Source organism: Stella humosa (assembly GCF_006738645.1).
Lineage (GTDB): Bacteria > Pseudomonadota > Alphaproteobacteria > ATCC43930 > Allostellaceae > Allostella > Allostella humosa.
Map to the genome: position 1 here is coordinate 4,420,877 of NZ_AP019700.1, position 23,580 is coordinate 4,444,456.

Here is a 23,580-nt window from a genome sequence, read left to right on the forward strand (position 1 = left end):
TGAAACTGTCAATGAAATGTAAACGCTTTCAATTCTTCGGCGGCGATCATGGTGCCGCCGGCAGGTCCAGGCGCGCCCGCAGCCCCCCCGCCTCTGCCCGGTCCAGCACAAGGCTGCCGCCATAGAGGCCGGCCAGGTCGCCGGCGATGGCCAGGCCGAACCCGTCGCCCTCCGTCGCCTCGTCCAGCCGGATGCCGGGCTCGGTCGCGCGCGCCGCCTCAGCCGGCGTCAGTCCCGGACCGTCGTCGGCAATCCCCACCAGCAGGCGTCCGCGCGCCTGGTGCACGTCGATCGCGATGCCCCCGGCTGCCCACTTGAAGGCGTTGTCCAGCAGGTTGCCCAGCATCTCCTCCAGGTCCTGGCGCTCGCCGGCAAATGCCGCCCCCTCCGCGACCGAGGACGCAACGACCACGCCGCGCTCGGCATGGACGCGCTCCAGCACGCCCAGCAGGCCGGCCAGCACCGGCGCCACCTCCACCCGGGCGCCCAGCACCCCGTGCGAGGCCGCCGCCCGCGCACGGCCCAGATGGTGGCGGATCATCCGTTCCATCTGCCGGCAGGCGGCCGCCATCTCGGCCGACCCGGCGCGCTCGGCCTCCAGCGACAGGACCGACAGCGGCGTCTTCAGGGCATGGGCCAGGTTGCCGGCATGGGTGCGCGCACGGGCGACCACGGCCTGGTCGTGGCGCAGCAGCGCGTTCACCTCGCGCACCAGGGGGGCCACCTCGGCGAAGGTGTCGTCGTCCAGGCTGTCGCGGCGGCCGCCGCGGATGTCGGCCAACTGGCAGCCCAGCCGGCGGAATGGCGCCAGGCCGATGCTGGTCTGCAGCAGCACGGCCAGCGCCAAGCCCGCCCCCAGCACGGCCAGCGCGATCGCCAGCGTCCGCGCGATGCCGGCCGCCTCCACGTCGATCGCCGCCTGCGGCCCGGCGACCGCCAGCGTCAGCGGCCGGTCGGAGCCGGGGACGGTCACGGTCCGCGCCAGCAGGCGCAGCCGGCGGCCGTCCGGTCCGTCCGGCGCCGACTGTGCCTGGGCGCCCGTGGTGCCGGCGGCGGCCACGGGCAGGCTCTCGGTCCAGAGCGAGCGCGAGCGCAGGCGTACGGTGCCGCCGTCCGTCACCTGCCAGTACCAGCCCGACAGCACCCGGTCGAAGGCCGGGTCGGCCAGCGGCCGGTCGAGCCCGACCACGCCGTCGTCGCCGACCTCGATCGTGGCCAGCAGCGACAGCATGACGGCCTCCAGCCGGGTGTCGAACGAGCGTTCCAGCGTTTCGCGCAGCAGTCCGCCGACGGCGAACCAGGCGGCCAGCAGCGCCAGCCCGATCCACAGGGCGGCCCCGGCCAGCAGGCGCAGCCTAAGCGATGCCGCTGCCCGCACCCGTCCCCTCGCCTTCCGGCGTCAGCCGGTAGCCCAGACCGCGCACGGTGGCGATGCGGTCGCGCCCGACCTTTCGCCGCAGCCGGCCGATCATCACCTCCAGCGAATTGTAGTCGCGCTCGACATGGTCCTCGTAGACATGCTCGCTCAGTTCCGAGCGCGAGACGGTCTGTTCCTTGCGGTGGATGAGGTAGGCCAGGATCCGCCACTCGAAGGCGGTCAGCGACAGGGCAGCGCCATCCAGCGTGAACACCCCCAGCAGCGTGTCCAGCGCCAGCGCGCCGCAGCGCACCACCGTGTCGGCATGGCCGTTGGCCCGCCGGATCAGGGCCCGCAAGCGCAAGACCACCTCCTCCAGCCGGAAGGGCTTGGTCAGGTAGTCGTCGGCACCGGCGCGGAAACCCTCCACCTTGTCGGCCCAGGCGTCGCGCGCGGTCAGGATCAGCACCGGCATCGTCCGCCCGGCCCGCCGCCAGTCGGTCAGGACGGCGATGCCGTCGCGCTTGGGCAGGCCGAGATCGAGGACGGCGGCGTCATAGGGTTCCGTCTCACCGATCGCCGAAGCGGCATCCCCGTCGCCAGCATGGTCGACGGCATAGCCGGCCTGGCGCAGCGTCTCGGCCAAGGCCGTCGCCAGGCGGATGTCGTCCTCGACCACCAGGATGCGCATGGCTCAGCGCGCGCCGGGCTTGATGGCTTCGATGAAGCCGTGGCCGTCGATGTCGAGGAAGGCGCCGGTCGCGGCATCGAGGCGAATCTGCAGCAGGTTGCCGCGGCGCGCCAGGAACCGCACCTCGTAGACGACGCGGCCGTCGCGGCCGGCGCGCACGTCGGCATCCAGCACGGTGCCGTCGAAGCGGGCTTCGACGCGGGCCAGGATCGACGCGGGCCAGGATCGCCGACACCGGCAGCAGGCCGCGGCGCGGCGCGTCGTCCGCCAGCAGTGCCGGCGCCGCGGCCAGGGTGGCCGCCAGCGCAGGCGCCAGGAGGGACAGGAGGTGACGGCGGGCGATCATCGTGGGGCCAGCATGGCGGTAACCGGTTGAACCGAAGCTGAACGGATGGTTTGGATCGGGTTCAGGGGCGAATCGCTACTTCTCTCTCCATCGCAACGGGGCGCCGCCCGAAACCCGCGATCCCAGCCGGCGCCCAGGACAAGGAGACCCACCATGGCCCTCTCGCGCACTTCCCTGCTGGCGCTGGCCGCCGCCGTCGGCATCGGCGCCGGCACCGCCACCCTGGCCCAGACGCCGATCCGCGACGTGCTGTCGCCGGCCGGCATCAGCATCGCCGGCACGGTGACCGACGTCTTCGGCAACAAGTTCGTGCTGCAGGACGGCAGCGGCAAGGTGCTGGTCGAAAGCGGCCCGGACTGGCACCGCAAGCTCGACATCAAGGCGGGCGAGACGCTGACCATCACCGGCCGGCCGGAAGGCGGCAGCTTCGAGGCCTTCACCATCACGCGCGCCGACGGCACCACGATCGAGGTCCGCCCCGCCGGCGGCCCGCCGCCCTGGGCCGGCAAGCGCGGCCCCGGCGGTCCCGGCGGTCCAGAGGGGCGTGGCCCGGATGGCCGTGGCCCGGGCGGGCCGGGCGATCGCGGCCCGCGCCATGTCAGCCCGGCCGAGGAGAAGCCGCGGGCCGAGCTGCTGGAGATCCTGCGCCAGGCCGGCTATCGCGACCTCGACGACGTCGACCGCAAGGCCCGCCACTACGAGGTCGAGGCGCGCAACCGCTTTGGCGAGAAGGTCGAGGTCCACATCGACTTCGCCGGCAACATCTACAAGGAAAAGAAGGACTGAGCGCCGCCAACCAGTCCCCGAAACGCGAACGGCCCGCCGAAAGGCGGGCCGTTGGTCGTTCCGGGCTTGCCGGAAGCGAGGATATCAGGCGGCGGCAGCCGTGGCGGCCGAGCGCTTCTCCTGGCACTTCTCGATGCGGCGCTTCAGGCGGACGGCCTCGACCGGCAGCTTGGCGTCGCTCGTGCCGAGCAGGAAGGCGTCGATGCCGCCATTGTGCTCGATCGTGCGCAGGCCATGGGTCGTCACGCGCATGCGAACGGTCGTGCCGAGCACGTCAGACATCAGCGAGGTGACCTGCATGTTGGGCAGGAACCGCCGCTTGGTCTTGTTGTTCGCGTGGCTGACATGGTGACCGGACTGCACGGCCTTGCCGGTCATGGGGCAGCGACGGGCCATCGAACTCGCATCCTTCGGGGCATATAAGCGTGGGCGTGCCGACACCAGGCCGGCCCGCGGAAGTGGGGGCTTCTACGCGACCGGCCCCCGCTCGTCAAGGTTCGCATCATCAGCGCTTGCCGGCAGCGCCGGTCCAGCGCAGCCAGACGACCGCTCCAACGCCCGACAGCAACGACCCGGCCACCACGCCCAGCCGCATCTGGTCCAGCATGGCCGGGGAGGAGAAGGCCAGGCTGCCGATGAAGAGGCTCATGGTGAAGCCGATCCCGGTCAACAGGGCGGCACCATAGAGCTGGGCCCAGGACACGCCGGGCGGCATGCGGGCCAGCCCGCAGCGGATCGCCAGGAAGGCCGCCAGCATCACGCCGGCCTGCTTGCCAAGGAAGAGGCCCATGGCGATCGCCAGCGGCAGCGGCGCCAGCAAGGTCGCGGGCGACATGCCCGCCAGCCCGATGCCGGCATTGGCGAACGCGAAGACCGGCAGGATCGCGAAATTCACCCAGGGCGCCAGCCCATGCTCCATGGCGTGCGCCGGCCCCGGCCGACCATCGCGGTCGGTCAGCGGCACCGCCAGCCCCAGCGCCACCCCGGCCAGGGTGGCATGCACGCCCGATTTCAGCACCGCCACCCACAGGATCGTGCCGACCACGACGTAGGCTGCGACTCGCACCACCCCCAGCCGGTTCATGCCGGCCAGCGCGGCCAGGGCCAGGGCGGCCACCACCAGCGCCGTGGTCGAGAGGTCGCCGGTGTAGAAGAGGGCGATGACGATGATCGCCACCAGGTCGTCGACGATCGCCAGCGTCAGCAGGAAGATGCGCAGGGCCGGCGGGAAGTGTCGCCCCAGCAGGGCGGCGACGCCGACCGCGAACGCGATGTCGGTCGCCGACGAGATGGCCCAGCCGCGCAGCACCTCGGAGTCGCCCCAGGCGATGGCGACATAGACCAGGGTCGGCACCACGACGCCGCCGACGGCGCCCGTGATCGGCAGGGCGGCCACGCGCGTGTCGCGCAGCGCGCCGTGGACCGCCTCGCGCTTCAGTTCCATCCCGACGAACAGGAAGAAGACCGCCATCAGGCCATCATTGATCCACAGCAGCAGGGGCTTGGCGATCGCCAACGCCCCCACCTGCACGGCGACCGGCGTATCCAGCAGGCCGGCATAGAGACCGGACAGGCCAGGGAGATTGGCTGCCAGCATCGCCAGGACGGCCGCCGCGGCCAGGAGCAAGCCGGCCTTCGCCTCGTCTGGCAGGCGGGCGAGGCTCACCCGGCGGACTTCCGGCCCAGGAAGCGGCCGACCAGATCACGCCCGGCCGCCGCCGGCGTCTGTCGCCCGCCCGTCACCAGCCGCTCGGTCTCGGCGATGCGGTCGGCGATGGCGGGATCCTGGCGAAAGGCCGCCAGCAGGCCCGACTCGATCTCGGTCCACAAGGCCGAGCGCGCCTGGGCGCCGCGCCGGCGGGCGAGCGCGCCCGCCCCGTCCATCAGGGTCCGATAGCGCTCGACCGTGCCCCAGGCCGCCGCCAGCCCCTCGCCGGTGACGGCCGACACCGGCTCCACCTCGGGCTTCCAGGGCGGATTGGACGGGCGCAGCATCCGGACCGCGCCGCGATAGTCGGCCGCGGTTCGCTTGGCGGCCGGCGCCAGGTCGCCATCGGCCTTGTTGACCAACAGCAGGTCGGCGATCTCGACGATGCCCTTTTTCAGCCCCTGCAGCTCGTCGCCGCCCCCCGGCAGCAGCAGCAGCAGGAACAGGTCGACCATCTCGGCCACGGTCGTCTCCGACTGGCCGACGCCGACCGTCTCGACGATGACGACGTCGAAGCCGGCGGCCTCCACCAGCAGCATCGCCTCGCGCGTGCGGCGGGCGACGCCGCCCAGGGTGCGGCCGGCGGGCGACGGGCGGATGAAGGCGTGCGGGTGGCGCGACAGCATCTCCATCCGGGTCTTGTCGCCCAGGATGGAGCCGCCGCTGACCTTGGAGGACGGGTCGACCGCCAGCACCGCCACCCGGTGGCCGCGGCCGATGACATGCAGGCCGAACGCCTCGATGAAGGTCGACTTGCCGACGCCGGGCACACCGGAAATGCCGAGCCGGATCGACCGGCCGGAATCCGGCAGCAAGGCCGCCAGGAGGGCCTCGGCGTCCGGCCGGTCCTCGTCGCGCGACGACTCGACCAGCGTGATCGCGCGCGCCAGGGCACGCCGTTCCCCCGCCCGCACCCCCCGGGCCAGTGCCTCCACCCGTCCGCTATCCGCCAATGATCGCCTCTCCTGGCTCAAGACGGCACCATCATAGAGCAAGCAGCCGGGGTTCAGGCACCGGCCTCGGCCGACCCAACCCGCGCAAGCTGGTCGGCCAGGCGGGCGGCCTCCGACTGGCGGCGCCACATCTCGGCATAGAGACCGTCCAGTGCCACCAGCTCGCCATGCCGCCCGCGCTCGACGATGCGGCCGCCGTCCAGCACCAGGATCAGGTCGGCGTCGATCACCGTCGACAGGCGGTGGGCGATGACGATGGTGGTGCGGCCGGCCGCGACCTGGTCCAGCGAGGCCTGGATCTCCTGCTCGGTATTGCTGTCGAGCGCCGACGTCGCCTCGTCGAAGAGCAGGATGCGCGGCGCCTTCAGGATGACGCGGGCGATCGCGACCCGCTGCTTCTCGCCGCCCGACAGCTTCAGCCCGCGCTCGCCGACCTGGGTCTCGTAGCCGTCCGGCAGGCGCTGGATGAAGTCGTGCAGCCGGGCCAGGCGGGCCGCCTCCTCCACCTCGGCCCGGCTGGCGTCGGGCCGGCCATAGGCGATGTTGTAGAAGATGGTGTCGTTGAACAGCACCGTGTCCTGCGGCACCACGCCGATGGCCGCGCGCACGCTGGCCTGGGTGACGGTGCGCATGTCGGCGCCGTCGATCTCGATGCGCCCCTCGCCCGCGTCGTAGAAGCGGAACAGCAGCCGGGCCACGGTCGACTTGCCGGCGCCGCTGGGGCCGACGATGGCGACGCGGGCACCGGGAGCCGCCTCGAACGAGATGTCGCGCAGGATCGGCCGCCGCGGGTCATAGGCGAAGGAGACGTCGGCAAAGCGCACCCGGCCCGGCCCCAGCGGCAGGGGCACCGCTCCCGGCGGGTCGCGCACGTCCTCGGCCACGTCGAGCAGCTGGAAGAGCTGCTCCAGGTCGATCAGCGACTGGCGCAGGTTGCGATAGACGAAGCCCAGCGCGTTCAGCGGCACGTAGAGCTGCAGCAGGTAGGTGTTCACCAGCACGAAGTCGCCGATGGTCATCTCGCCGCTCGCCACCCGGCTGCCGGCCAGCAGCATGATCAGCGTCAGGCCGACGGCGATGATCGCCCCCTGCCCGACGTTGAGGGCCGACAGCGAGGTCTGGGTGCGCAGGGAGGCGCGCTCGTAGAGCGCCAGGGCGCCGTCGTAGCGCCGTGCCTCCATCGCCTCGTTGCCGAAATACTTCACCGTCTCGTAGTTCAGCAGGCTGTCGATCGCCCGGCCGTTGGCCTCGCTGTCGCGCTCGTTCTTCTCGCGCCGGAACTTCACCCGCCATTCGCTGACGACCGTGGTGAAGATGACGTAGACGACGATGGTCGCCAGCGTCACCAGGGCGAAGTCGATGCTGTAGAGGCCCCAGAGGATGCCGGTGACGAGCGCGATCTCGAGCAGCGTCGGAAAGATGCTGAAGAGCAGCAGGCTGAGGAGGAAGCTGGTGCCCTCCATGCCGCGCTCGATCGCCCGGCTGAGGCCGCCCGTCCGTCGCTCCAAGTGGAACTTCAGGCTGAGCCGGTGCAGGTGCTGGAAGGTCTCGAGCGCAATGCGGCGCACGGCGCGCACCGCCACCTTGGCGAAGATCGTGTCGCGCAGCTCGCCGAAGCCCTGGGCCAGCACCCGCACCAGGCCGTAGCCGACGATGAGGGCGACCGGCAGGGCGACGACGGCGCCCGGGCCGGAGGGCGTCAGCGCGTCGATGGCGCTCTTGTAGAAGATGGGGACGGTGACGTTGACCAGCTTGGCCGCCACCAGGCAGGCCATCGCGGCCGCCACGCGCAGCCGCAGCTCGGTCTCGCCGCGCGGCCAGAGATAGGGCAGCAGCGCCACCAGGGTGGCGAAGGCCGTGCGGCGCGGCCCTTTGGGCGGGTCGCTGACCGGGCGGCGCTCCCTCATCGCCGGGCCATCCGGGCGGCGAAGACCGCCACCGGCAGGATGATGGCGGCCCCCAGCAGGAAAGGCGACGGCGGCCCCAGATGGGCGAAGGCCACGCCCGCGACTAGCGGCCCCACCACGCGTGCCAGGCTGCCGGCGGACTGGTGAACACCCAGCACCATGCCCTGGTCGGCCGGGTCGGCGCTGCGCGAGACGAGGCTGGCCAGGCTGGGATTGGCCAGCCCGAAGCCCAGCCCCAGCAGCGAGGCGGTCGCGAACAGCATCGGCACGGTCGTGGTGAAGCCCAGGCCCGCCAGGCCGGCGCCGATCAGCACCAGCCCGGCCGCAAGCAGGCGCAGCTCGCCGAAGCGGCGCGTAAGGCGGCCGATCGCTACCCCCTGGAGCAGGGCCCCCAGGATGCCAACGAAGGCGAAGAGATAGCCGTTCTGCGCCGGCCCCCAGCCGAAGGTACTGGACGACCAGAGCGCGAAGGTCGTCTCCATCCCGGCGAAGACGGAGATGGTGGCAAAGCCCACCAGGATGAAGCGCGCGATGCCGGGCCGGCCCAGCACCTGGCGGATCGCCACCAGGCGCGAGATGCGCGGGGCCGGCGGCCGCGAGCGGTCGAGGCTTTCGCGCAGGACCAGCAGCGTGCCGACGAAGGCCGCCGCCGACAGGCCGGCCGCCGTCAGGGCCGGCATCGTGAAGTCCACGTCGTGTGGGTCGTGCCCCGCCAGCACCCCGCCGATCGCCGGGCCCAGGATGAAGCCCAGGCCGAAGGCAGCACCGATCAGCCCCATGCCCTGGGCGCGGCGCTCGGGCGTGGTCACGTCGGCGACATAGGCCTGGGCGGCGGCGATGTTGCCGGCCATGGCACCGGCGGCGATGCGGGCAAGGAAGAGGACCAGCAGCGAGGGCGCCCAGGCCAGTGCCAGGTAGGAGGCGACCGACCCCGCGAGGCTCATCAGCAGCACGGGCCGGCGGCCGATGCGGTCGCTGAGGCGGCCCCACAGCGGTGCCGTGACGAGCTGCGCCAGCGAATAGCTCGCCATCACCATCGTCACCACTTCCGGCCCGGCCTGGAAATGCAGGGCGTAGTAGGGCAGAAGCGGGATGACGATGCCGAAGCCGACGAGATCGACGAAGACGATCAGGAAGAGGACGGGCATGGGCGGATGGCAGGCATGGGCGGCCTAGATAGACTGCTTCCCGCGCCCCGGACAGGGGTTGGCCCGCGCCCCGACGCATTTGGCCCGCCGATGGGGCTTTCGGACGCACCCCGCCGCCCGCTATCCTGGGCCGAAGAGGGGTTGGCGGGGAACATGGCCAGACGGATCGCCGCGATATTCATGCTGATGCTGTGGCTGCCGACGACGGTGCTGGCCGAGGTGCCGCCCTCGCTGCTCGCCACTCCTGCCCCGGCATCGGCGCCAGCCCCCGCCCCTGCGCCGACGGCAGCCGATCCGAACCTGCCGCTGGTGGCGGGCCTGGGTGCCATCGCCGGCGTCGTCGGCTTCAACCTGCTGGCGCTCGGGCTCCAGGCGCTGCCGGGCGGCTTCGCCTACGGCGCGGGCGCGGTGGTCGCGGCCGAGATGTCGGTGGCGATGAGCCGGGTCTATGCCGTGGGCAGCGCCGTCGCCGGCGGGCTGGCCGCGCGCTGGGCCCATGGCCAGTGGCCGGAAGAGGTGGACGCCGCCCTGGCCGCCGTCACCGCCTGGCTGCCGGTCGACCCCGACCTGCTGGTGGCCGGCATCGGCGCCATCGCCGGCGTCGTCGCCTTCAACGTGCTGTCGGCGCCGATCGCCACCGTGCCGCTGGCGGGCGGGCTGCTGGCCGCCGTGCCGTACGACATCGCGCTCGGCAGCCGGCTGGTGGCCGGCTTGTCGGTGGTGGCAGGCGCGCTGGGCGCGACCGCCGCCTATGACTGGGTGACGGGCCACGCCAGCGACTATGGCCGGGCCGCCGTGCTGGCGGCGGGCGCGCTGGGCGGCATCGCCGCCGGCAACCTGCTGTCCGGCTGGGCCGGGACCCTGCCTTACTATGCCGGCGCCGGCCAGGCGGCGGCCTCGGCCGCCACGACCTTCGCCTCGGCCTCGGCGCAGGCCGCCAGCCGCGTCTATGTCGTGACCTTCGGCGTCATGGGCGCCTGGGCCGCCGACTGGGCCTGGCGCGCGCAGGCCGCCCCCCGGATGCCGGCCGGCCCGCGCTGAGCCGGCCCGCTCCGTCGCGGCCAGCCATTCACGATCCCGCGAGCACCGATTGACCGTCCTCCGCCGGCCGGTGCAGCCTCGACGTGCCCATCGACCAAGGAGGATACGACATGCGCGTACTGCTCTCCCTCGTGGCCGCAGCCGGCGTCATGGCTGCGACCGCCGCCGTCGCCTGCGAGTACACCAAGGCGCGGACCGCAGCCGCCCCCATGACCCCGGTCCCGGTGGCCAGCGCGCCGGCGCCCGCGACACAGCCGGGCGGCTGACCTTCAATAATCCTTCGGCACCGCCCCCGGCACAGGGGGCGGTGCCCTTTCGCGCGGCCCGGCGATGAACCTGCCCCCGGACGCCGATCAGTCCCCGTCGCGCACGAGCGGCCTGGCCGGATCGCGGGCCCATTCCTGCAGGGAGCGGGCATAGACGGCGGCCTCTTGGCCGATCGCAGCCAGCGCCAGTGCGCTGCTGGAGGCCGCGACCCCGCCGCCGCAGTAGACGATGACGCGGTCGCCGGCCGACACGCCCGCCTCGGCGAATAGGCTCCGCAGACGGTCCGGCGGCAGATAGGCCGTGGTCCCCGCCTCGGTCAGCGCGCGGGCCGGCAGGTTGACGCTGCCGGGAATCCGCCCCGCCCGCCCATAATGCACCCCGCCGCGGCCGGCATGCTGCTGGGGCGACAGGGCATTCACCAGCACGGTCCGCGGATCGTCGATCCCGGCCGCCACGGCGTCGGCGTCGACGAATATGCCGGGCCGGACCGACGCTGCGAACCGTGCCGGGGGATGGCAGAATGCCCCTGCCTCGACCGGCCTCCCCTCGCCCGTCCATTTCGCCCAGCCGCCATCCAGCACCAGCGCATCGGCACAGCCGTAATGGCGCAGCGTGTTCCAGACACGGGCCGCCCACAGGTGATGGTTCCGGCAATAGAGCACCGGACGGATGCCCTGGCCGATGCCGAGCGCGCCGGCCGCCTCGGAAAAGCGGTCCGGGGACGGCAGCGCATAGCGGAACGGCTGGTCCGGATCGGAGATCGCCTGCACGTCGACATGCGCGGCGCGCGGCAGATGCCCCGCCAGCCAGGCGTCGCGACCGCTCTCCGAGATGAGATCGGACCCGTCCGGCGCCGGCCGGGTCAGCAGCGTGCAATCGAATATCCGGATCGACGGATCGTCCAGATGCCCGGCCAGCCAGTCCGTGGAGACGAGCGGTCCCATTGCCGCCGCCGCTTGCGTCAGGCCGCCGCCTTCCGCTTGCGGTCGAGCAGCCCCAGGATCTCGCTGGCGGCGACCGGGATGTTGGTGCCCGGGCCATAGATGGCGGACACGCCGGCCTCGGTCAGCGCCGGGTAGTGCTGCGGTGGGATGACGCCGCCGCAGACCACGACGATGTCTTCGCCGCCCATTTCCCGGAGCGCCGCCACGATCTGCGGCACCAGGGTCAGGTGGCCGGCTGCCTGGGTCGAGACGCCGACGACATGGACGTCGTTCTCGATCGCCTGGCGGGCGGCCTCCTCCGGGGTCTGGAACAGCGGCCCGATATCGACGTCGAAGCCGATGTCGGCGAACGCGGTGGCGATCACCTTGGCGCCGCGGTCGTGCCCGTCCTGGCCCATCTTCACCACCAGCATGCGCGGCCGGCGGCCCTCCTGGCGGGCGAACGCCTCGACCTCGCCCTGGATGCGGCGGAAGCCTGCATCCTCGGCCAGCGCCCCGCCATAGACGCCGCTGACGCTCTGCACGGTGGCGCGGTGGCGGGTGAAGACGCGTTCCAGCGCATCGGAGATCTCGCCCACCGTGGCCCGCGCGCGCGCGGCCTCGATCGCCAGGGTCAACAGGTTGCCGTCGCCGCGCTCGGCGGCACCCGACAAGGCGGCCAGCGCCGCCTCGCAGGCCGCGGCATCGCGGCGGTTCTTCACGGTGTTGAGGCGGGCGATCTGCGACAGGCGGACCTTGGTGTTGTCGATCGACAGCACGTCGACCGTCTCCACCGTCTCGGGCCGGTACTTGTTGACGCCGACGATCACCTCGGTGCCGCTGTCGATCGCGGCCTGGCGGCGGGCGGCCGCCTCCTCGATGCGCAGCTTGGGCATGCCGCTTTCGACCGCGCGGGTCATGCCGCCCAGTTCCTCGACCTCGGCGATCAGCTTCCGCGCCTCGGCCGCCAGCGTGGCCGTCAGGTTCTCGACATAGTAGCTGCCGGCCAGCGGGTCGATGACGTGCGGGATGCCGGTTTCCTCGGCGAGGATGAGCTGGGTGTTGCGGGCGATGCGGGCCGAGAAGGGCGTCGGCAGGGCCAGCGCCTCGTCGAAGGAATTGGTGTGCAGCGACTGCGTCCCGCCCAGGACGGCCGCCATCGCCTCGACCGCGGTGCGCACGACGTTGTTGTAGGGGTCCTGCTCGGTCAGGCTGACGCCCGAGGTCTGGCAGTGGGTGCGCAGCGCCAGCGAGGTCGGGTTCTTGGGGCCGAAGGGCTGGATCAGTTCGGCCCACAGCAGGCGGGCGGCGCGCAGCTTGGCGATCTCCATGAAGAAGTTCATGCCGATGCCGAAGAAGAAGGAGAGGCGCGGCGCGAAGGCGTCGATGTCGAGCCCCTTGGAGAGCGCGGCGCGGACATATTCCAGCCCGTCGGCCAGCGTGAAGGCCAGTTCCTGGACGGCGGTGCCGCCAGCCTCCTGCATGTGGTAGCCGGAAATCGAGATCGAGTTGAACTTGGGCATGAAATGCGCGGTGTGCTCGATGATGTCGGCCACGATGCGCATGCTGGGGCCGGGCGGGTAGATATAGGTGTTGCGGACCATGAACTCCTTCAGAATGTCGTTCTGGATGGTCCCGGAGAGCTGATCCTGGCGCACCCCCTGCTCCTCGGCCGCGACCACGTACATGGCCAGGACCGGCAGCACGGCGCCGTTCATCGTCATCGACACGCTCATGCGGTCGAGCGGGATCTGGTCGAAGAGGATGCGCATGTCCTCGACGCTGTCGATCGCCACCCCGGCCTTGCCGACATCGCCCTCGACCCGCGGATGGTCGCTGTCGTAGCCGCGATGGGTGGCGAGGTCGAAGGCGACCGACAGCCCCATCTGGCCGCTGCGCAGCGCCGCCTTGTAGAAGGCGTTCGATTCCTCGGCCGTCGAGAAGCCGGCATATTGCCGGATCGTCCAGGGGCGACCGGCGAACATGGTGGCCCGCGGCCCGCGCAGGTAGGGCGCGAAGCCCGGCAGCGAGTTCAGCCCCGGCAGGCCCTCCAGGTCGGCCGCCGTGTAGAGCGGCTTCACGGGAATGCCCTCGGGCGTCATCCGCACGAGATCCTCGAGCGGCCGGTCGCGCAGCTCCTTGCGGGCCAGCTTCTCCCAGTCGGCGTAGGTCTTGGACGGAAACTCGGTCATGGCTCGTACACCAGGGTGGAAGGCCTAATCCTGCAATATCGCCCCTCAGGCCGCCGAAGTCACCATGCCGGGCGTCAGCGCACGCCGCGAGCCTTCTGGCATGTCGGCGGATTGGCCGGTATCGTGGCCCCCACCCCTGCCCCGATACCGCCAGGAAAGCCCACGCCATGGACAGCGTCGACATCCAGCCCACCATCGCCGACCAGGACGAGCTGCGGCAGCACTACGGCCCCGTTTCCGGCCTGGCCGAGAAGAAGGTGCTGGACTACATCGACCCGCATTCACGCAATTTCATCGCCATGTCGCCGTTCCACGTGCTGGCGACGGCAGGCGATGACGGCTCGGCCGACGCCTCCCCGCGCGGCGATGCGCCCGGCTTCGTCGTCGTGCTGGACGAGCGCACGCTGCTGATCCCCGATCGGGTCGGCAACAACCGCGTCGACAGCTTCAAGAACCTGGTCGTGCATCCGGGCGTCGGCCTGCTGTTCTTCGTGCCCGGCATCGACGAGACGCTGCGCATCAACGGCCGCGCTCGCCTGACCACCGACGCGGCGGTCCTGGAGCCGCTGACCGTGCAGGGCCGGGCGCCGCGCGCGGCCATGCTGGTGGAGGTGGACGAGGTCTTCTTCCATTGCGGCAAGGCGCTGAAGCGCAGCAACCTCTGGGATCCGTCCACTAAGGTCGAGCGCGCCAGCTTCCCGACGCTGGGCCGCATCATCGCCGACCAGACCCGCGTCGGCACCGGCGAGGAAGCCGACAAGCGGATCGAGGAAAGCTACCGCACCCGCCTCTACTGAGGCGGGCCGGCAGCGGGCGCTCGGCAGGGGCGGCTCAGGCGTAGAGCCGCTCCTTCTCCAGCCCCTTGTAGAGATCGGCGACGTACTCGCCATAGCCGTTGAAGAGCAGCGTCGGCACGCGCTCGTCGCTGCCCAGCACGCGCTCGGTCGCCTGGCTCCAGCGCGGGTGCGACACCGCCGGGTTCACGTTGGCCCAGAAGCCGTATTCGGACGCCTGCAGCTTCTCCCAGTAGCCGACCGGGCGCTTGTCGGTGAACTCCACCCGCACGATCGACTTCACCTGCTTGAAGCCATACTTCCAGGGCGTGACGAAGCGCATCGGCGCGCCGTTCTGCTTGGGCAGCGGCTTGCCATAGAGACCCGTCGCGATGAAGGACAGCTCGTTGGTCGCCTCCTCCATCGTCAGCCCGTCGGTATAGGGCCAGGGATACCAGCTCTGGCGCTGGCCGGACGCGATCTTGGGGTCCATGAAGGTCTGCATGACGACGTACTTGGCCGACGACAGCGGCCGGGCGAAATCGATCATCGCCTTCATCGGGAAGCCCGACCACGGCACCGCCATCGACCAGGCCTCGACGCAGCGGAAGCGGTAGAGGCGCTCCTCCAGCGGCATCTGCTTCACCAGGTCGTCGAAGTCGACCGTCATCGGCTTCTCGACCATGCCCTCGAAGCGCACCGTCCAGGGCCGCAGCTTGAGCGCCTGGGCCGCCGACGAGATGCCCTTGTGCGAGCCGAACTCGTAGAAATTGTTGTAGGTGGTGGCGTCCTTCTCGGGCGTGATCGGCCGGTCGAGCCGATAGCGCATGTTCTGCTTCACCGGGTACATGCCGGCCGTGGGGTCGGCCTCCGGCGCCTGGGCGAAGGCGGAGCCGATGGCGTCCAGCGCATAGGGCGCGCCGGCGATGGCCGCGGCACCGAAGCCGGCCGCCGTCAGAAGCTGGCGGCGGTTGAGGTAGGTGCTCTCGGGCGTGGCCGCGGATTCGCGGAGTTCCCAGCCACGCGGGCGCTTGATCAGCATCGGCACTCTCCCTGTTTCAACCCAGGATGCCAGACTAGCCCCGCCGCGCCATCACGGAACAATCAACTGCGCTTGAACGGCGGGAAGGGGCTCGCGTCCCTTCCCGCTGCCCAGGGCTAGCGGCCGGAGTCAGCGAAACTTGGCCGACACCTCGCCCAGGCCGGCGAAGCTGGCCGTCACGCTGGAGCCCGCCGCCATCGGCTGCGGCGCGATGGTGCTGCCGGTGGTGACGATCTCGCCCGCCTTCAGGCCGCCCGTCGACGCGACCTCGTTGGCGAGCCAGGCGAGCGAGCGCAAGGGGTGGCCCAGCACGTTGGCGCCCTTGCCCTCGACCGTGGCGCCGCCGGCAATCACGACCGTCACCAAGCCATTGACCAGGTCCAGGCCGCGCCAGTCCTCGACGCCGGCGCCCAGGATGAAGGCCCCGTGGGCACCATTGTCGGCGATCAGGCTCTCGACGCCGACCGCCAGCCACGCGCTGAACGCGCTGTCGACGATCTCGATAGCCGGGTGAACCGAGGCCACCGCGTCGGCCACCGACTCGGCCGTATAAGGCGTGGCCGACGGCGGCAGGTCGCGGCCGAGGCGGAAGGCGTACTCGGCCTCCATCACCCGCATCGAGAAGCCGGCATCGGCCAGCACGGCCGGGCTCTGGTGGAACCGCCCCTCGACCAGCCGGCCATAGAAGGGCCGGTCGTAGGACAGCATCTTCTCGGCCCCCGGGCTGGTGCAGCCGACCTTCCAGCCGCGGGTGGCCTGTCCGCCTTGGGCGACCACCGCCCGCTGGATGGCAAGTGCGCCCGCCAGGTCAGCCGGCCGCTCGTCCGCCGGCAGGGCCTCGATCCGCGTGCCCGCCCTCGCCGCCAGCAGGCGGGCCGCCGCCCGCGCTTCCGTTCCACTCATGCCCGCACTTCCCCCTATTGCGCCGCGGCGGCCCGGCTTTCGACGATCTTGTCGGCCGCCCGCCCGGTCAGTTCCTGGAGATGGTCGAAGCGGGCGGTATAGCTGCCGACGCCGTGCGACAGCGAGCGCAATTCCACGATCAGGTCGTGGATTTCCGACGCCGGCATGTAGGCGGTCACCACGTCCCATCCGGGCCAGCCCTCGCGCGCGTCATAGCCCAGCAACTGCCCGCGCCGGCCGCTCGCCAGCCGCTGCACGCGCGCGGTGTAGGCGCTGGGCGCCGTCATCTCGACCTGCAGGATCGGCTCCAGCAGGACGGGCTCGCACTGCGGCAGCCCCTCGACCATGGCCTGGCGGCCGGCGGTCTTGAAGGCCATGTCCGAGCTGTCGACGGCGTGGAACTGGCCGCTGGTCAGGGTCACCGACAGGTCGACCACCGGGAACCCCAGCGGCCCCTGCTTCAGATACTCGCGCACCCCCTCCTCGACCGCGGGGATGTACTGCTTGGGCACGACGCCGCCGACGATGCTGTCGCCGAAGACGAAGCCCGAGCCGCGCGGCAGCGGCTTGATGTCGATATGGATGTCGGCGAACTGCCCGTGCCCGCCCGACTGCCGCTTGAAGCGGGTGTGCAGGGAATGCGGCCGGCGGATCGTCTCCTTGAAGGCGACCTGCGGCGGGCGGGTGGCGACCGGCACGTTGTAGCGGTTGCGCAGCCGGTCGACCGCGATCTGCAGATGGATGTCGCCCTGGCCGGACAGGACCAGCTCGTGCGTCTCCTCGCGGAAGGCGGCCGAGAGCGCCGGGTCCTCCTCCGCCAGGCGGGCCAGCGCGCCCGTCAGCTTGACCTCGTCGGCCCGCTTCTCGGCATGGAGCGCCAGGGCATAGACCGGCGGCGGCGGCGCCGGCCACGCCAGCCCCGGCTCGCCGCGGCCGGACGGGCTCAGCACCGCGCCGGTGGCGATCGCCTCCATCCGCGCCAGCCCGACGACGTCACCCTGGACGGCGGCCGGCACCTTCTGCTGCTGCTGGCCGACCAGGCGGACGACACCGCCCACGCGCACGTCGTTCAGCACCAGCCCCTCGGTCACCTGGCCGCGCCAGATGCGGGCCAGCGACAGCTTGCCGGTATGGGCGGCATGCACCGTCTTGAACACCTGGGCCAGCGGCTCGCCGGTGGCGGCGATGCCCTTGCGCTCGGCCGTCTGGGCCGGCTGCGGCACCTCGTGGCGCAGTGCCTTCAGCAGGCGGCGGACGCCATGGTCGCGCTCGGCCGCACCCAGGAACACCGGCACCAGCAGGTCCTGCTCCAGGTCGCGGGCGAGCTGGGCATAGACCTCCTCCTTGGCCGGCATGGCATCGGACAGCAACTGCTCCAGCAGCGCATCGTCGAAATCGGCCAGCCGTTCCAGCAGCTTCTGCCGCTCGTCGGCCTCGCGCTCACGCGCCGTCTCGGGCATGGCGATCAGCTCGGACGCCTGGCCCGGCTTGTAGGCATAGGCGCGCTCGCTGACGAGGTCGACATAGCCGGTCACCGTCGACTCGGCCTCGGGCGCGCGGATCGGCACCTGGCGCAGGACGAGCGGGCGCTGCGACACCTGCTGCAAGGCCTCCATCAGGTCGCGCACGCGCACCGTGGCATTGTCCATCTTGTTGATGAACAGCATGTGCGGGATGGCGTTGTCGTCGAGGAACTTGAACAGCGGCCCCAGCATCACCGCCTTGTCGATGTCGGGCTCGCAGACGACGACGGCGGCATCGGCCGCCAGCAGGGCGCCCGTCGCCTCGGTCGCCAGCTCGATCGAGCCGGGGCAATCGATGAATATCCAAGGGTCTCCAAGATACGTGGTGTGCGCGACGGTCAGCTCCGTCGACATCTGGCGGGCGCGCGCCTCGGCCGAGCTGTCGCCGACCGTCGTCCCGTCCTTCACCGTGCCGCGCCGCTGCGTCGCGTCGGTCGCATGCAGCAGGGCCTCGAGCAGGCTCGTCTTACCAGACAGATATGGTCCGACCAGGGCCGCGCAGCGGGGCGCGGCCACCTTCCTTTCGCCCATCGTCCAGCCTCCTTCAGGAGGTCTAGGGCCGCCGGGCGGGATGGCCCGACGGCTCCTCCCGGGCAAAGGATGAGACCTGCCGGAAGGGCGGGGCAACAGGAAAATGCGCCGGCCGGGCCGGAACCCGGCCCCATGCCGGCCGGTTGCCGATCGCTGGAGGAGGTGGCTGCGGGCGATGCAACGGGCGGGCGAGGTCAGGATCGGCGTATCGGGCTGGACCTATCCGCCCTGGCGCGGACAGTTCTATCCGGCTGGCCTGCCGCAGCGGCTCGAGCTGGCGCACGCCGCCTCGATCTTCCGCAGCATCGAGGTGAACGGCACCTTCTACGGCCTGCAGAAGCCCACCACCTTCGCCCGCTGGGCCGCCGAGACGCCGGACGATTTCGTTTTTGCCGTAAAGGGACCGCGCTTCATCACGCATGACCAGCGCTTGGCCGAGCCGGCCGGGCCGCTCGCCAACTTCCTGGCATCGGGCGTGCTGCGGCTGGGTCCGAAGCTGGGGCCGATCCTGTGGCAGCTGCCGCCCAGCCTGCCCTTCGAGCCCCATCGGCTAGAGACCTTCCTGGCCCTGCTGCCCCACACCACCGCCAACGCCGCAGCATTCGCCGCCCGCCACGAGCCGCGCATGAACGGCAGCACCTGGATCGAGACCGACGCCGACCGACCGTTGCGCCACGCCCTGGAGATCCGTCACGACAGCTATCGCGCCCCGGCCTTCATCGCCCTGCTGCGCCGCCACCGCGTGGCGCTGGTCTGCGCCGACACGGTCGACTGGCCGCGGCTGATGGACCGGACGGCGGACTTCGCCTACTGCCGCCTGCATGGTTCGCGCGAACTCTATCGCAGCGGCTATGGTCCGGACGAGCTGGCCCGCTGGGCTGCCCGAGTGACCGCCTGGGCGGCCGGGATCGCGATGGAAGACGGCGCGTTCGCCGGCCCGCCCGGTGGCGAGGCCATGCCGAGCGACGTCTTCGTCTATTTCGACAATACTGAAAAGTTGCGGGCGCCCGACGACGCCCAGGTGCTGGCGCGGCTGGTGGCGGACGCCGGGCCGGGCACCGCGCACACCTAGCCGATAGGCCAGCGAGCGGTTTGCTGACGAATCTCTTCGTTTCCGGTGAGGCGATCCGTGCGGTTCACGTCTGGTTCTGTCCCCTGCGCAATTCCTCCGCCGTGATGCGCACGGGCTTGCCGTCCCGTACCACCACGATGGCCGTGTCAGTCTGCAAGGCAGTTTGCCGAGCAAGTTCCGCCGCGCGCAGCATCGCGGCGAGCGAGCCGCGCAGGTCGGGGTTCCGCGCCATTGAAAGGTCTTCCGGCTTCATGGATTCTCTCCCCATTCCAACAGTGCGGGCCTGACACCAGTATTGTCGTACACTGCCCAGTCATCAACGGCAGCACGGTAGACTCGTTCAAAGTTATGCCACCCGGCCACAAAGCGCCGCTGGATGACAGACTCCGGAATATTGTGCCCACCCTGACGCACCCGCTCTGCCACCCGCGCGATGGCGGTTTCCACACTGGGCAGCGTCAGAAAGAACAGGCTGACCCGATACCCCTGTGCCCGCCACCGGGGAATTTGGCGCAGGTAGCCGGCGCCGGATAGCGTGGTCTCGAAGGCAAAGCTGTCACCGCGCCCGGCACATAGTTCGATCTCCTCCAGCATGAGGCGCCCGGCCTTGATCGCGGCAGTTTCCGGCGCGAAGGGGGCCAGTCCGGCGGCGATCAGGTCGGCATTGATGAACCGCAGAAGTTGCGCCTCCGCCGGCAGGAACGAGCGGGCGAACGTGGTTTTGCCGGCGCCGTTGGGGCCGGCGATGATGATGATTTTCTTGGCCGGCGCCCCTGCAATCATGCACCGGCCCCTCCAGATCGGCCGCGATGAGCCTGGCGCCTCCTGCCAGGCCACGGCAAGCCCCATCGCGGTTGGAGCCCGCGGCGCCGCGGGCGACCGATCCGGTCGCCCGCCCGTTCTGCCGCTCAGTTCAGCGCAGCCCTTCGCAGAAGCGGATGATGCGCTGGCAGGCGTCGCGCAGCGTCTCGGTCGCGGTTGCGTAGGAGATGCGGAAGTGGGGCGACAGGCCGAAGGCCTCACCCTGGACGACGGCGACGCCCTCCTCCTCCAGCAGGGCGGTGGTAAAGTCGGTGTCGTTCTCGATCCGCTTGCCGGACTTGGTCGTCTTGCCGATCGTGCCGGCACAGGACGGGTAGACGTAGAAGGCGCCCTCGGGCCGCGGGCAGAAGATGCCGGGCGCCTTGTTCAGCAGCTCGACCACGAGGTCGCGGCGCTCCTGGAAGACGGCGTTGTTGCGCGGGATGAAGTCCTGCGGGCCGTTCAGCGCCTCGACGGCGGCGGCCTGGCTGATCGAGGACGGGTTGGACGTGCTCTGCGACTGGATGACCGCCATCGCCTTGATCAGCTTTTCCGGGCCGGCCGCATAGCCGATGCGCCAGCCGGTCATGCAATAGGCCTTGGAGACGCCGTTCATGGTCAGCGTGCGGTCGTAGAGCCGCGGCTCGACCTGGGCCGGGGTGACGAACTGGAAATCGTCGTACATCAGGTGCTCGTACATGTCGTCGGTCAGGACATGCACGTGCGGGTGGCGCATGAGGACGTCGGTCAGCGCCTTCAGGTCGTCATGGCTGTAGGCAGCACCGGTCGGGTTCGACGGCGAGTTCAGGATCACCCACTTCGTCTTCGGCGTGATCGCCGCCTCGAAATCCTCGGCCCGCATGCGGAAGCCGTTGTTCTGGGGGCAGGGCACGAAGACGGGCTTGCCCTCGGCCAGCAGCACCATGTCGGGATAGGACACCCAGTAGGGGGCCGGGATGATGACCTCGTCGCCCGGATCCAGCGTCGCCATCAGGGCGTTGTAGATGACCTGCTTGCCGCCGCTGCTGACCGTCACCTGCGAGGGCTTGTAGTCGAGCCCGTTCTCGCGCTTCAACTTGGCGCAGATCGCCTTCTTCAGGGCCAGCGTGCCGTCGACGGCGGTATAGCGCGTGTCGCCCTGCTCGATCGCCTTGATGCCGGCGGCGGCGATGTTGGGCGGCGTGTCGAAGTCCGGCTCGCCGGCGCCGAGGCCGATGACGTCCCGGCCGGCGGCCTTCAGCTCCTGCGCCTTGGTGGTGACCGCGATGGTCGGCGAGGGCTTGATGCGGGAAAGGCGTTCGGCGATGAGGCCCATGGCGCGATGGCTCCGTCGGTCGATGGCATGTAAGGGCGGGGAAAAACGCGGCGCAAACTAGGGCCGAAGACAGGGCGACGCAACAATGCCGCCGGTTTGGTGCCAGATGGCACCCTTATGGGCCATGAACATTTGGCGGCAACCGCCCGATCTACTTCACAAATTCACCCGCGCGCCCCATTTCTGCCGTGTTGGAAAGGCAGGGTGGCGCCCATGGAACATTGTCGAGAGACCACCAACGACAAGGCACGCCCCGACGCGGCGCGGAGCCAGCTCTGGCTGCGCGGCGAGCCGAGGCTCGAGGAGCTGCTTCGGGATCCGATGCTGCTCCTGGTGCTGGATCGCTGGAACACGAGCGTCGACGAGATCCGCCGCCTGGCGGATCGCGTCGAGCACGGGCAGATTCACTAGCCTCCGGACCGCTGCGGCTCAGGCTGCGGCCGGAAGCGCCTCGGTCCGGCGCGCCTCTTCGAGCGCCACCGCCACGGCATTGACCACGGCGGCGATGCGCACCACCGCCTGGACAGCCTCCTTGCTGCCACCCTTCTCGGTCACCGCGCGGGCGTGGGACGCCATGCACATGCCGCAGCCGTTGATCGCCGACACCCCCATCGACCACAGCTCGAAATCGAGATGCGGCACGCCCGGATTGCCGATCACGTTCATCCGCAGGCGGGCCGGCATGCGGCCATAGTCCGCATCCTCCACCAAGTGGGTGAAGCGGTAATAGACGTTGTTCATCGCCATGATGGCGGCGGCCGCCCGCGCGGCATCGCGCCCGGCGGCGTCCAGGTGCTGGGCGGCGTCGGACTCGACGGCGGCCACCAGTTCCGGGTTGCGCGCGGCGACGGCGGCCGACAGGGCCGCACCCCAGCGCTGCGCCGGCGTCAGCTCGGGCGTGGCCAGCACGGTGGTGAGGTTCAGCTTCAGGTCGCGCGCGAACGCCGGCAGCGCGTCCCGGATCGATTCGATGGACATGGATGCTGGTCCTTATGCCGGAGGTTGGAGAGGCCGGGAGCGGACGGCAGGTCTGCCGACCGCCCGCCCCCGGCGCCTGGATTGTGGCTTAGGCCGCCTTCAGGACCGCCTCGCCCTGCTGCCAGTTGCAGGGGCAGAGTTCGTCCGTCTGCAGGGCGTCCAGCACGCGCAGCACCTCGTCCGGGTTGCGGCCGACGCTGAGGTCGTTCACCGAGGCGAAGCGGATGATGCCCTGCGGGTCGACGATGAAGGTCGCGCGCAGCGCCACGCCCTCGTTCTTGTCGAGGATGCCGAGCGCCTGGCACAGCTCGCGCTTCACGTCGGCGACCCAGGGGAAGGTCAGCTTACCCAGGTCCTCGCGGCTCTGGCGCCAGGCCAGGTGCACGAACTCGGTGTCGATGCTGCCGCCGACCAGCACGGTGTCGCGCTCGTTGAACGCCTTCTCGATCGCGCCGAAGGCGACGATCTCGGTCGGGCACACGAAGGTGAAGTCCTTCGGCCAGAAGAAGAAGACCTTCCACTTGCCGGCATCGCTCTGGTCGGTCAGCTGCGTGAAGCCGGTCTTGATGTCGCCGGAAACGACGGCCTTGAGGTCGAAGGAGGGAAACTTGTCGCCAACGGTAAGCACGGCATGAAACTCCATCACTGGGGAATGGGTGAATGCACCTTAGAGGCATTCTAGATAACGACGGGAATTTGGGTTCCGAAGCCGCGGCCGTCAAGAGGCGATCGACGATGCCACCGCCCTCTTTCTTCATCGTCACCGGCGGGCCGGGAGCGGGCAAGACGACCCTTGTGGAGGCGCTGTCCACGGCCGGGCTGGCCACCGCACCGGAGGGCGGCCGGGCGATCATCCGCCAGGAACTGGCCAGCGGCGGGGACGCCCTGCCCTGGCGCGATCCCGCAGCCTTCGCCGCGCGCATGATGGCCCATGATCGCGCGCAATACCGTGCGGCGCGGCGGCGCGGGCGGCCTTGCATCTTCGACCGCGGCATCCCCGACACGATCGGCTACCTGCGCCTGACCGGCCTGGCCGTGCCGGCGGCGATGGACCGCGCCGCCCGCCATCTGCGCTACCAGCCGACCGTCTTCGTGGCCCCGCCCTGGCCCGCCATCTACACGACCGACGCCGAGCGCCGGCCGACGCCCCAAGAGGCGGAGCGGACCTGGGCCGCGCTGTGCCGGACCTACGTCGACCATGGCTACAACCTGGCGCCCTTGCCGCTGGCGCCGGTCGCCGAACGCGTCGCCTTCGTGCTGGCACGCATCTGACGGCTCTTTACCGCCGGCACCCCGGCCCGCGATGATCCCTCCCGGATGGGA

General features: G+C 70.8%; 25 protein-coding genes. 7 read left to right on the plus strand and 18 right to left on the minus strand.

Going from position 1 to position 23,580, the window contains the following annotated elements; translation table 11 throughout:
• Positions 1 to 46: 46 nt before the first annotated feature.
• From STVA_RS20705 to STVA_RS20715, 3 genes are read right to left on the minus strand one after another with little or no spacing between them, the layout of a single operon-like run.
• The gene (locus STVA_RS20705) at positions 47 to 1,378 is read right to left on the minus strand and encodes an ATP-binding protein (RefSeq protein WP_123691645.1); all 1,332 of its coding nucleotides are present in this window, start codon (positions 1,376 to 1,378) and stop codon (positions 47 to 49) included.
• Positions 1,356 to 2,048 (minus strand): response regulator, encoded by a 693-nt coding sequence (locus tag STVA_RS20710; RefSeq protein WP_123691647.1) that lies wholly within the window; start codon positions 2,046 to 2,048, stop codon positions 1,356 to 1,358. Before STVA_RS20710 ends, STVA_RS20705 begins: the two co-directional genes overlap by 23 nt.
• A gap of 3 nt (positions 2,049 to 2,051) precedes the next feature.
• Complete coding sequence (locus STVA_RS20715) at positions 2,052 to 2,222, minus strand: PepSY domain-containing protein (protein ID WP_142235845.1); 171 nt, start codon at positions 2,220 to 2,222, stop codon at positions 2,052 to 2,054.
• 325 nt (positions 2,223 to 2,547) lie between these two features.
• Here STVA_RS20715 and STVA_RS20720 point away from each other — a divergent pair, with 325 nt between their 5' ends.
• A complete protein-coding gene (locus STVA_RS20720) occupies positions 2,548 to 3,180 on the plus strand; it encodes a PepSY domain-containing protein (RefSeq protein WP_123691651.1) in 633 nt (210 codons plus the stop codon).
• Between the two features lie 84 nt (positions 3,181 to 3,264).
• Here the strand turns inward: STVA_RS20720 and rpmB are convergent, their stop codons facing one another.
• The 5 genes from rpmB to STVA_RS20745 all read right to left on the minus strand — a co-directional run bounded on the left by rpmB (position 3,265) and on the right by STVA_RS20745 (position 8,896).
• A complete protein-coding gene (gene rpmB, locus STVA_RS20725) occupies positions 3,265 to 3,576 on the minus strand; it encodes a 50S ribosomal protein L28 (protein WP_123691654.1) in 312 nt (103 codons plus the stop codon).
• Between the two features lie 109 nt (positions 3,577 to 3,685).
• Entirely contained in the window at positions 3,686 to 4,846 is a 1,161-nt protein-coding gene (gene nhaA, locus STVA_RS20730; RefSeq protein ID WP_123691656.1) for a Na+/H+ antiporter NhaA, read from the minus strand.
• The gene (gene meaB / locus STVA_RS20735; RefSeq protein WP_123691658.1) at positions 4,843 to 5,841 is read right to left on the minus strand and encodes a methylmalonyl Co-A mutase-associated GTPase MeaB; all 999 of its coding nucleotides are present in this window, start codon (positions 5,839 to 5,841) and stop codon (positions 4,843 to 4,845) included. Before meaB ends, nhaA begins: the two co-directional genes overlap by 4 nt.
• Before the next feature lie 53 nt (positions 5,842 to 5,894).
• Complete coding sequence (locus STVA_RS20740) at positions 5,895 to 7,748, minus strand: ABCB family ABC transporter ATP-binding protein/permease (RefSeq protein WP_123691660.1); 1,854 nt, start codon at positions 7,746 to 7,748, stop codon at positions 5,895 to 5,897.
• On the minus strand, positions 7,745 to 8,896 hold the full coding sequence (locus tag STVA_RS20745) for an MFS transporter (RefSeq protein WP_123691662.1): 1,152 nt from the start codon (positions 8,894 to 8,896) through the stop codon (positions 7,745 to 7,747). The genes STVA_RS20740 and STVA_RS20745 overlap by 4 nt, the downstream gene beginning before the upstream one ends.
• A 153-nt stretch (positions 8,897 to 9,049) precedes the next feature.
• Between STVA_RS20745 and STVA_RS20750 the strand changes: the two genes are divergently transcribed.
• Positions 9,050 to 9,937 (plus strand): hypothetical protein, encoded by an 888-nt coding sequence (locus STVA_RS20750; RefSeq protein ID WP_142235846.1) that lies wholly within the window; start codon positions 9,050 to 9,052, stop codon positions 9,935 to 9,937.
• Positions 9,938 to 10,047: 110 nt separating this feature from the next.
• Positions 10,048 to 10,203: a hypothetical protein gene (locus tag STVA_RS27755; protein WP_170216551.1), complete on the plus strand. Its 156-nt coding sequence runs from the start codon at positions 10,048 to 10,050 to the stop codon at positions 10,201 to 10,203.
• A gap of 87 nt (positions 10,204 to 10,290) precedes the next feature.
• Here the strand turns inward: STVA_RS27755 and STVA_RS20755 are convergent, their stop codons facing one another.
• Together STVA_RS20755 and scpA are read right to left on the minus strand one after the other, a co-directional pair.
• On the minus strand, positions 10,291 to 11,148 hold the full coding sequence (locus STVA_RS20755; RefSeq protein ID WP_123691666.1) for a sulfurtransferase: 858 nt from the start codon (positions 11,146 to 11,148) through the stop codon (positions 10,291 to 10,293).
• A gap of 17 nt (positions 11,149 to 11,165) precedes the next feature.
• Complete coding sequence (gene scpA / locus STVA_RS20760; protein WP_123691668.1) at positions 11,166 to 13,319, minus strand: methylmalonyl-CoA mutase; 2,154 nt, start codon at positions 13,317 to 13,319, stop codon at positions 11,166 to 11,168.
• Between the two features lie 167 nt (positions 13,320 to 13,486).
• On the opposite strand from scpA, the gene STVA_RS20765 reads away from it, so the two are divergent.
• A complete protein-coding gene (locus tag STVA_RS20765; RefSeq protein ID WP_123691670.1) occupies positions 13,487 to 14,116 on the plus strand; it encodes a pyridoxamine 5'-phosphate oxidase family protein in 630 nt (209 codons plus the stop codon).
• A gap of 34 nt (positions 14,117 to 14,150) precedes the next feature.
• On the opposite strand, the gene msrP is transcribed toward STVA_RS20765, so the two are convergent.
• From msrP to STVA_RS20780, 3 genes are all read right to left on the minus strand, one after another.
• The gene (gene msrP, locus STVA_RS20770) at positions 14,151 to 15,134 is read right to left on the minus strand and encodes a protein-methionine-sulfoxide reductase catalytic subunit MsrP (protein ID WP_123691672.1); all 984 of its coding nucleotides are present in this window, start codon (positions 15,132 to 15,134) and stop codon (positions 14,151 to 14,153) included.
• Positions 15,135 to 15,263: 129 nt separating this feature from the next.
• Positions 15,264 to 16,037: a 2-keto-4-pentenoate hydratase gene (locus tag STVA_RS20775; RefSeq protein ID WP_123691674.1), complete on the minus strand. Its 774-nt coding sequence runs from the start codon at positions 16,035 to 16,037 to the stop codon at positions 15,264 to 15,266.
• Positions 16,038 to 16,051: 14 nt separating this feature from the next.
• Positions 16,052 to 18,091: an elongation factor G gene (locus tag STVA_RS20780; protein WP_123691684.1), complete on the minus strand. Its 2,040-nt coding sequence runs from the start codon at positions 18,089 to 18,091 to the stop codon at positions 16,052 to 16,054.
• Between the two features lie 175 nt (positions 18,092 to 18,266).
• On the opposite strand from STVA_RS20780, the gene STVA_RS20785 reads away from it, so the two are divergent.
• Positions 18,267 to 19,163, plus strand: a complete 897-nt coding sequence (locus STVA_RS20785) for a DUF72 domain-containing protein (protein WP_123691686.1) — start codon at positions 18,267 to 18,269, stop codon at positions 19,161 to 19,163.
• Positions 19,164 to 19,227: 64 nt separating this feature from the next.
• Here the strand turns inward: STVA_RS20785 and STVA_RS20790 are convergent, their stop codons facing one another.
• The 3 genes from STVA_RS20790 to STVA_RS20800 all read right to left on the minus strand — a co-directional run bounded on the left by STVA_RS20790 (position 19,228) and on the right by STVA_RS20800 (position 21,279).
• Positions 19,228 to 19,416 (minus strand): hypothetical protein, encoded by a 189-nt coding sequence (locus STVA_RS20790; protein ID WP_123691688.1) that lies wholly within the window; start codon positions 19,414 to 19,416, stop codon positions 19,228 to 19,230.
• On the minus strand, positions 19,413 to 19,946 hold the full coding sequence (locus STVA_RS20795) for an ATPase (RefSeq protein ID WP_123692848.1): 534 nt from the start codon (positions 19,944 to 19,946) through the stop codon (positions 19,413 to 19,415). Before STVA_RS20795 ends, STVA_RS20790 begins: the two co-directional genes overlap by 4 nt.
• A 130-nt stretch (positions 19,947 to 20,076) precedes the next feature.
• Positions 20,077 to 21,279, minus strand: coding sequence for a pyridoxal phosphate-dependent aminotransferase (locus STVA_RS20800; protein ID WP_123691690.1), 1,203 nt, complete (start codon positions 21,277 to 21,279; stop codon positions 20,077 to 20,079).
• A 213-nt stretch (positions 21,280 to 21,492) separates the two neighbouring features.
• On the opposite strand from STVA_RS20800, the gene STVA_RS20805 reads away from it, so the two are divergent.
• Complete coding sequence (locus STVA_RS20805; RefSeq protein WP_123691692.1) at positions 21,493 to 21,690, plus strand: hypothetical protein; 198 nt, start codon at positions 21,493 to 21,495, stop codon at positions 21,688 to 21,690.
• Between the two features lie 18 nt (positions 21,691 to 21,708).
• On the opposite strand, the gene ahpD is transcribed toward STVA_RS20805, so the two are convergent.
• Both ahpD and STVA_RS20815 read right to left on the minus strand, forming a co-directional pair.
• Complete coding sequence (gene ahpD, locus STVA_RS20810) at positions 21,709 to 22,257, minus strand: alkylhydroperoxidase, AhpD family (protein ID WP_123691694.1); 549 nt, start codon at positions 22,255 to 22,257, stop codon at positions 21,709 to 21,711.
• 88 nt (positions 22,258 to 22,345) lie between these two features.
• A complete protein-coding gene (locus STVA_RS20815) occupies positions 22,346 to 22,885 on the minus strand; it encodes a peroxiredoxin (RefSeq protein WP_123692850.1) in 540 nt (179 codons plus the stop codon).
• 107 nt (positions 22,886 to 22,992) lie between these two features.
• On the opposite strand from STVA_RS20815, the gene STVA_RS20820 reads away from it, so the two are divergent.
• Positions 22,993 to 23,529: an AAA family ATPase gene (locus STVA_RS20820; protein WP_123691696.1), complete on the plus strand. Its 537-nt coding sequence runs from the start codon at positions 22,993 to 22,995 to the stop codon at positions 23,527 to 23,529.
• The last annotated feature ends 51 nt before the right edge of the window (positions 23,530 to 23,580 follow it).

Excerpts from the sequence above, each read along its gene's own strand:
- STVA_RS20710 (WP_123691647.1), bottom strand. The coding sequence starts at position 2,048 with ATGCGCATCCTGGTGGTCGAGGACGACATCCGCCTGGCGACGGCCTTG.
- STVA_RS20720 (WP_123691651.1), top strand. The coding sequence starts at position 2,548 with ATGGCCCTCTCGCGCACTTCCCTGCTGGCGCTGGCCGCCGCCGTCGGC.
- rpmB (WP_123691654.1), bottom strand. The coding sequence starts at position 3,576 with ATGGCCCGTCGCTGCCCCATGACCGGCAAGGCCGTGCAGTCCGGTCAC.
- STVA_RS20740 (WP_123691660.1), bottom strand. The coding sequence starts at position 7,748 with ATGAGGGAGCGCCGCCCGGTCAGCGACCCGCCCAAAGGGCCGCGCCGC.
- STVA_RS20745 (WP_123691662.1), bottom strand. The coding sequence starts at position 8,896 with ATGCCCGTCCTCTTCCTGATCGTCTTCGTCGATCTCGTCGGCTTCGGC.
- STVA_RS20750 (WP_142235846.1), top strand. The coding sequence starts at position 9,050 with ATGGCCAGACGGATCGCCGCGATATTCATGCTGATGCTGTGGCTGCCG.
- STVA_RS27755 (WP_170216551.1), top strand. The coding sequence starts at position 10,048 with ATGCGCGTACTGCTCTCCCTCGTGGCCGCAGCCGGCGTCATGGCTGCG.
- STVA_RS20755 (WP_123691666.1), bottom strand. The coding sequence starts at position 11,148 with ATGGGACCGCTCGTCTCCACGGACTGGCTGGCCGGGCATCTGGACGAT.
- scpA (WP_123691668.1), bottom strand. The coding sequence starts at position 13,319 with ATGACCGAGTTTCCGTCCAAGACCTACGCCGACTGGGAGAAGCTGGCC.
- STVA_RS20765 (WP_123691670.1), top strand. The coding sequence starts at position 13,487 with ATGGACAGCGTCGACATCCAGCCCACCATCGCCGACCAGGACGAGCTG.
- msrP (WP_123691672.1), bottom strand. The coding sequence starts at position 15,134 with ATGCTGATCAAGCGCCCGCGTGGCTGGGAACTCCGCGAATCCGCGGCC.
- STVA_RS20775 (WP_123691674.1), bottom strand. The coding sequence starts at position 16,037 with ATGAGTGGAACGGAAGCGCGGGCGGCGGCCCGCCTGCTGGCGGCGAGG.
- STVA_RS20780 (WP_123691684.1), bottom strand. The coding sequence starts at position 18,091 with ATGGGCGAAAGGAAGGTGGCCGCGCCCCGCTGCGCGGCCCTGGTCGGA.
- STVA_RS20785 (WP_123691686.1), top strand. The coding sequence starts at position 18,267 with ATGCAACGGGCGGGCGAGGTCAGGATCGGCGTATCGGGCTGGACCTAT.
- STVA_RS20790 (WP_123691688.1), bottom strand. The coding sequence starts at position 19,416 with ATGAAGCCGGAAGACCTTTCAATGGCGCGGAACCCCGACCTGCGCGGC.
- STVA_RS20795 (WP_123692848.1), bottom strand. The coding sequence starts at position 19,946 with ATGATTGCAGGGGCGCCGGCCAAGAAAATCATCATCATCGCCGGCCCC.
- STVA_RS20800 (WP_123691690.1), bottom strand. The coding sequence starts at position 21,279 with ATGGGCCTCATCGCCGAACGCCTTTCCCGCATCAAGCCCTCGCCGACC.
- STVA_RS20805 (WP_123691692.1), top strand. The coding sequence starts at position 21,493 with ATGGAACATTGTCGAGAGACCACCAACGACAAGGCACGCCCCGACGCG.
- ahpD (WP_123691694.1), bottom strand. The coding sequence starts at position 22,257 with ATGTCCATCGAATCGATCCGGGACGCGCTGCCGGCGTTCGCGCGCGAC.
- STVA_RS20820 (WP_123691696.1), top strand. The coding sequence starts at position 22,993 with ATGCCACCGCCCTCTTTCTTCATCGTCACCGGCGGGCCGGGAGCGGGC.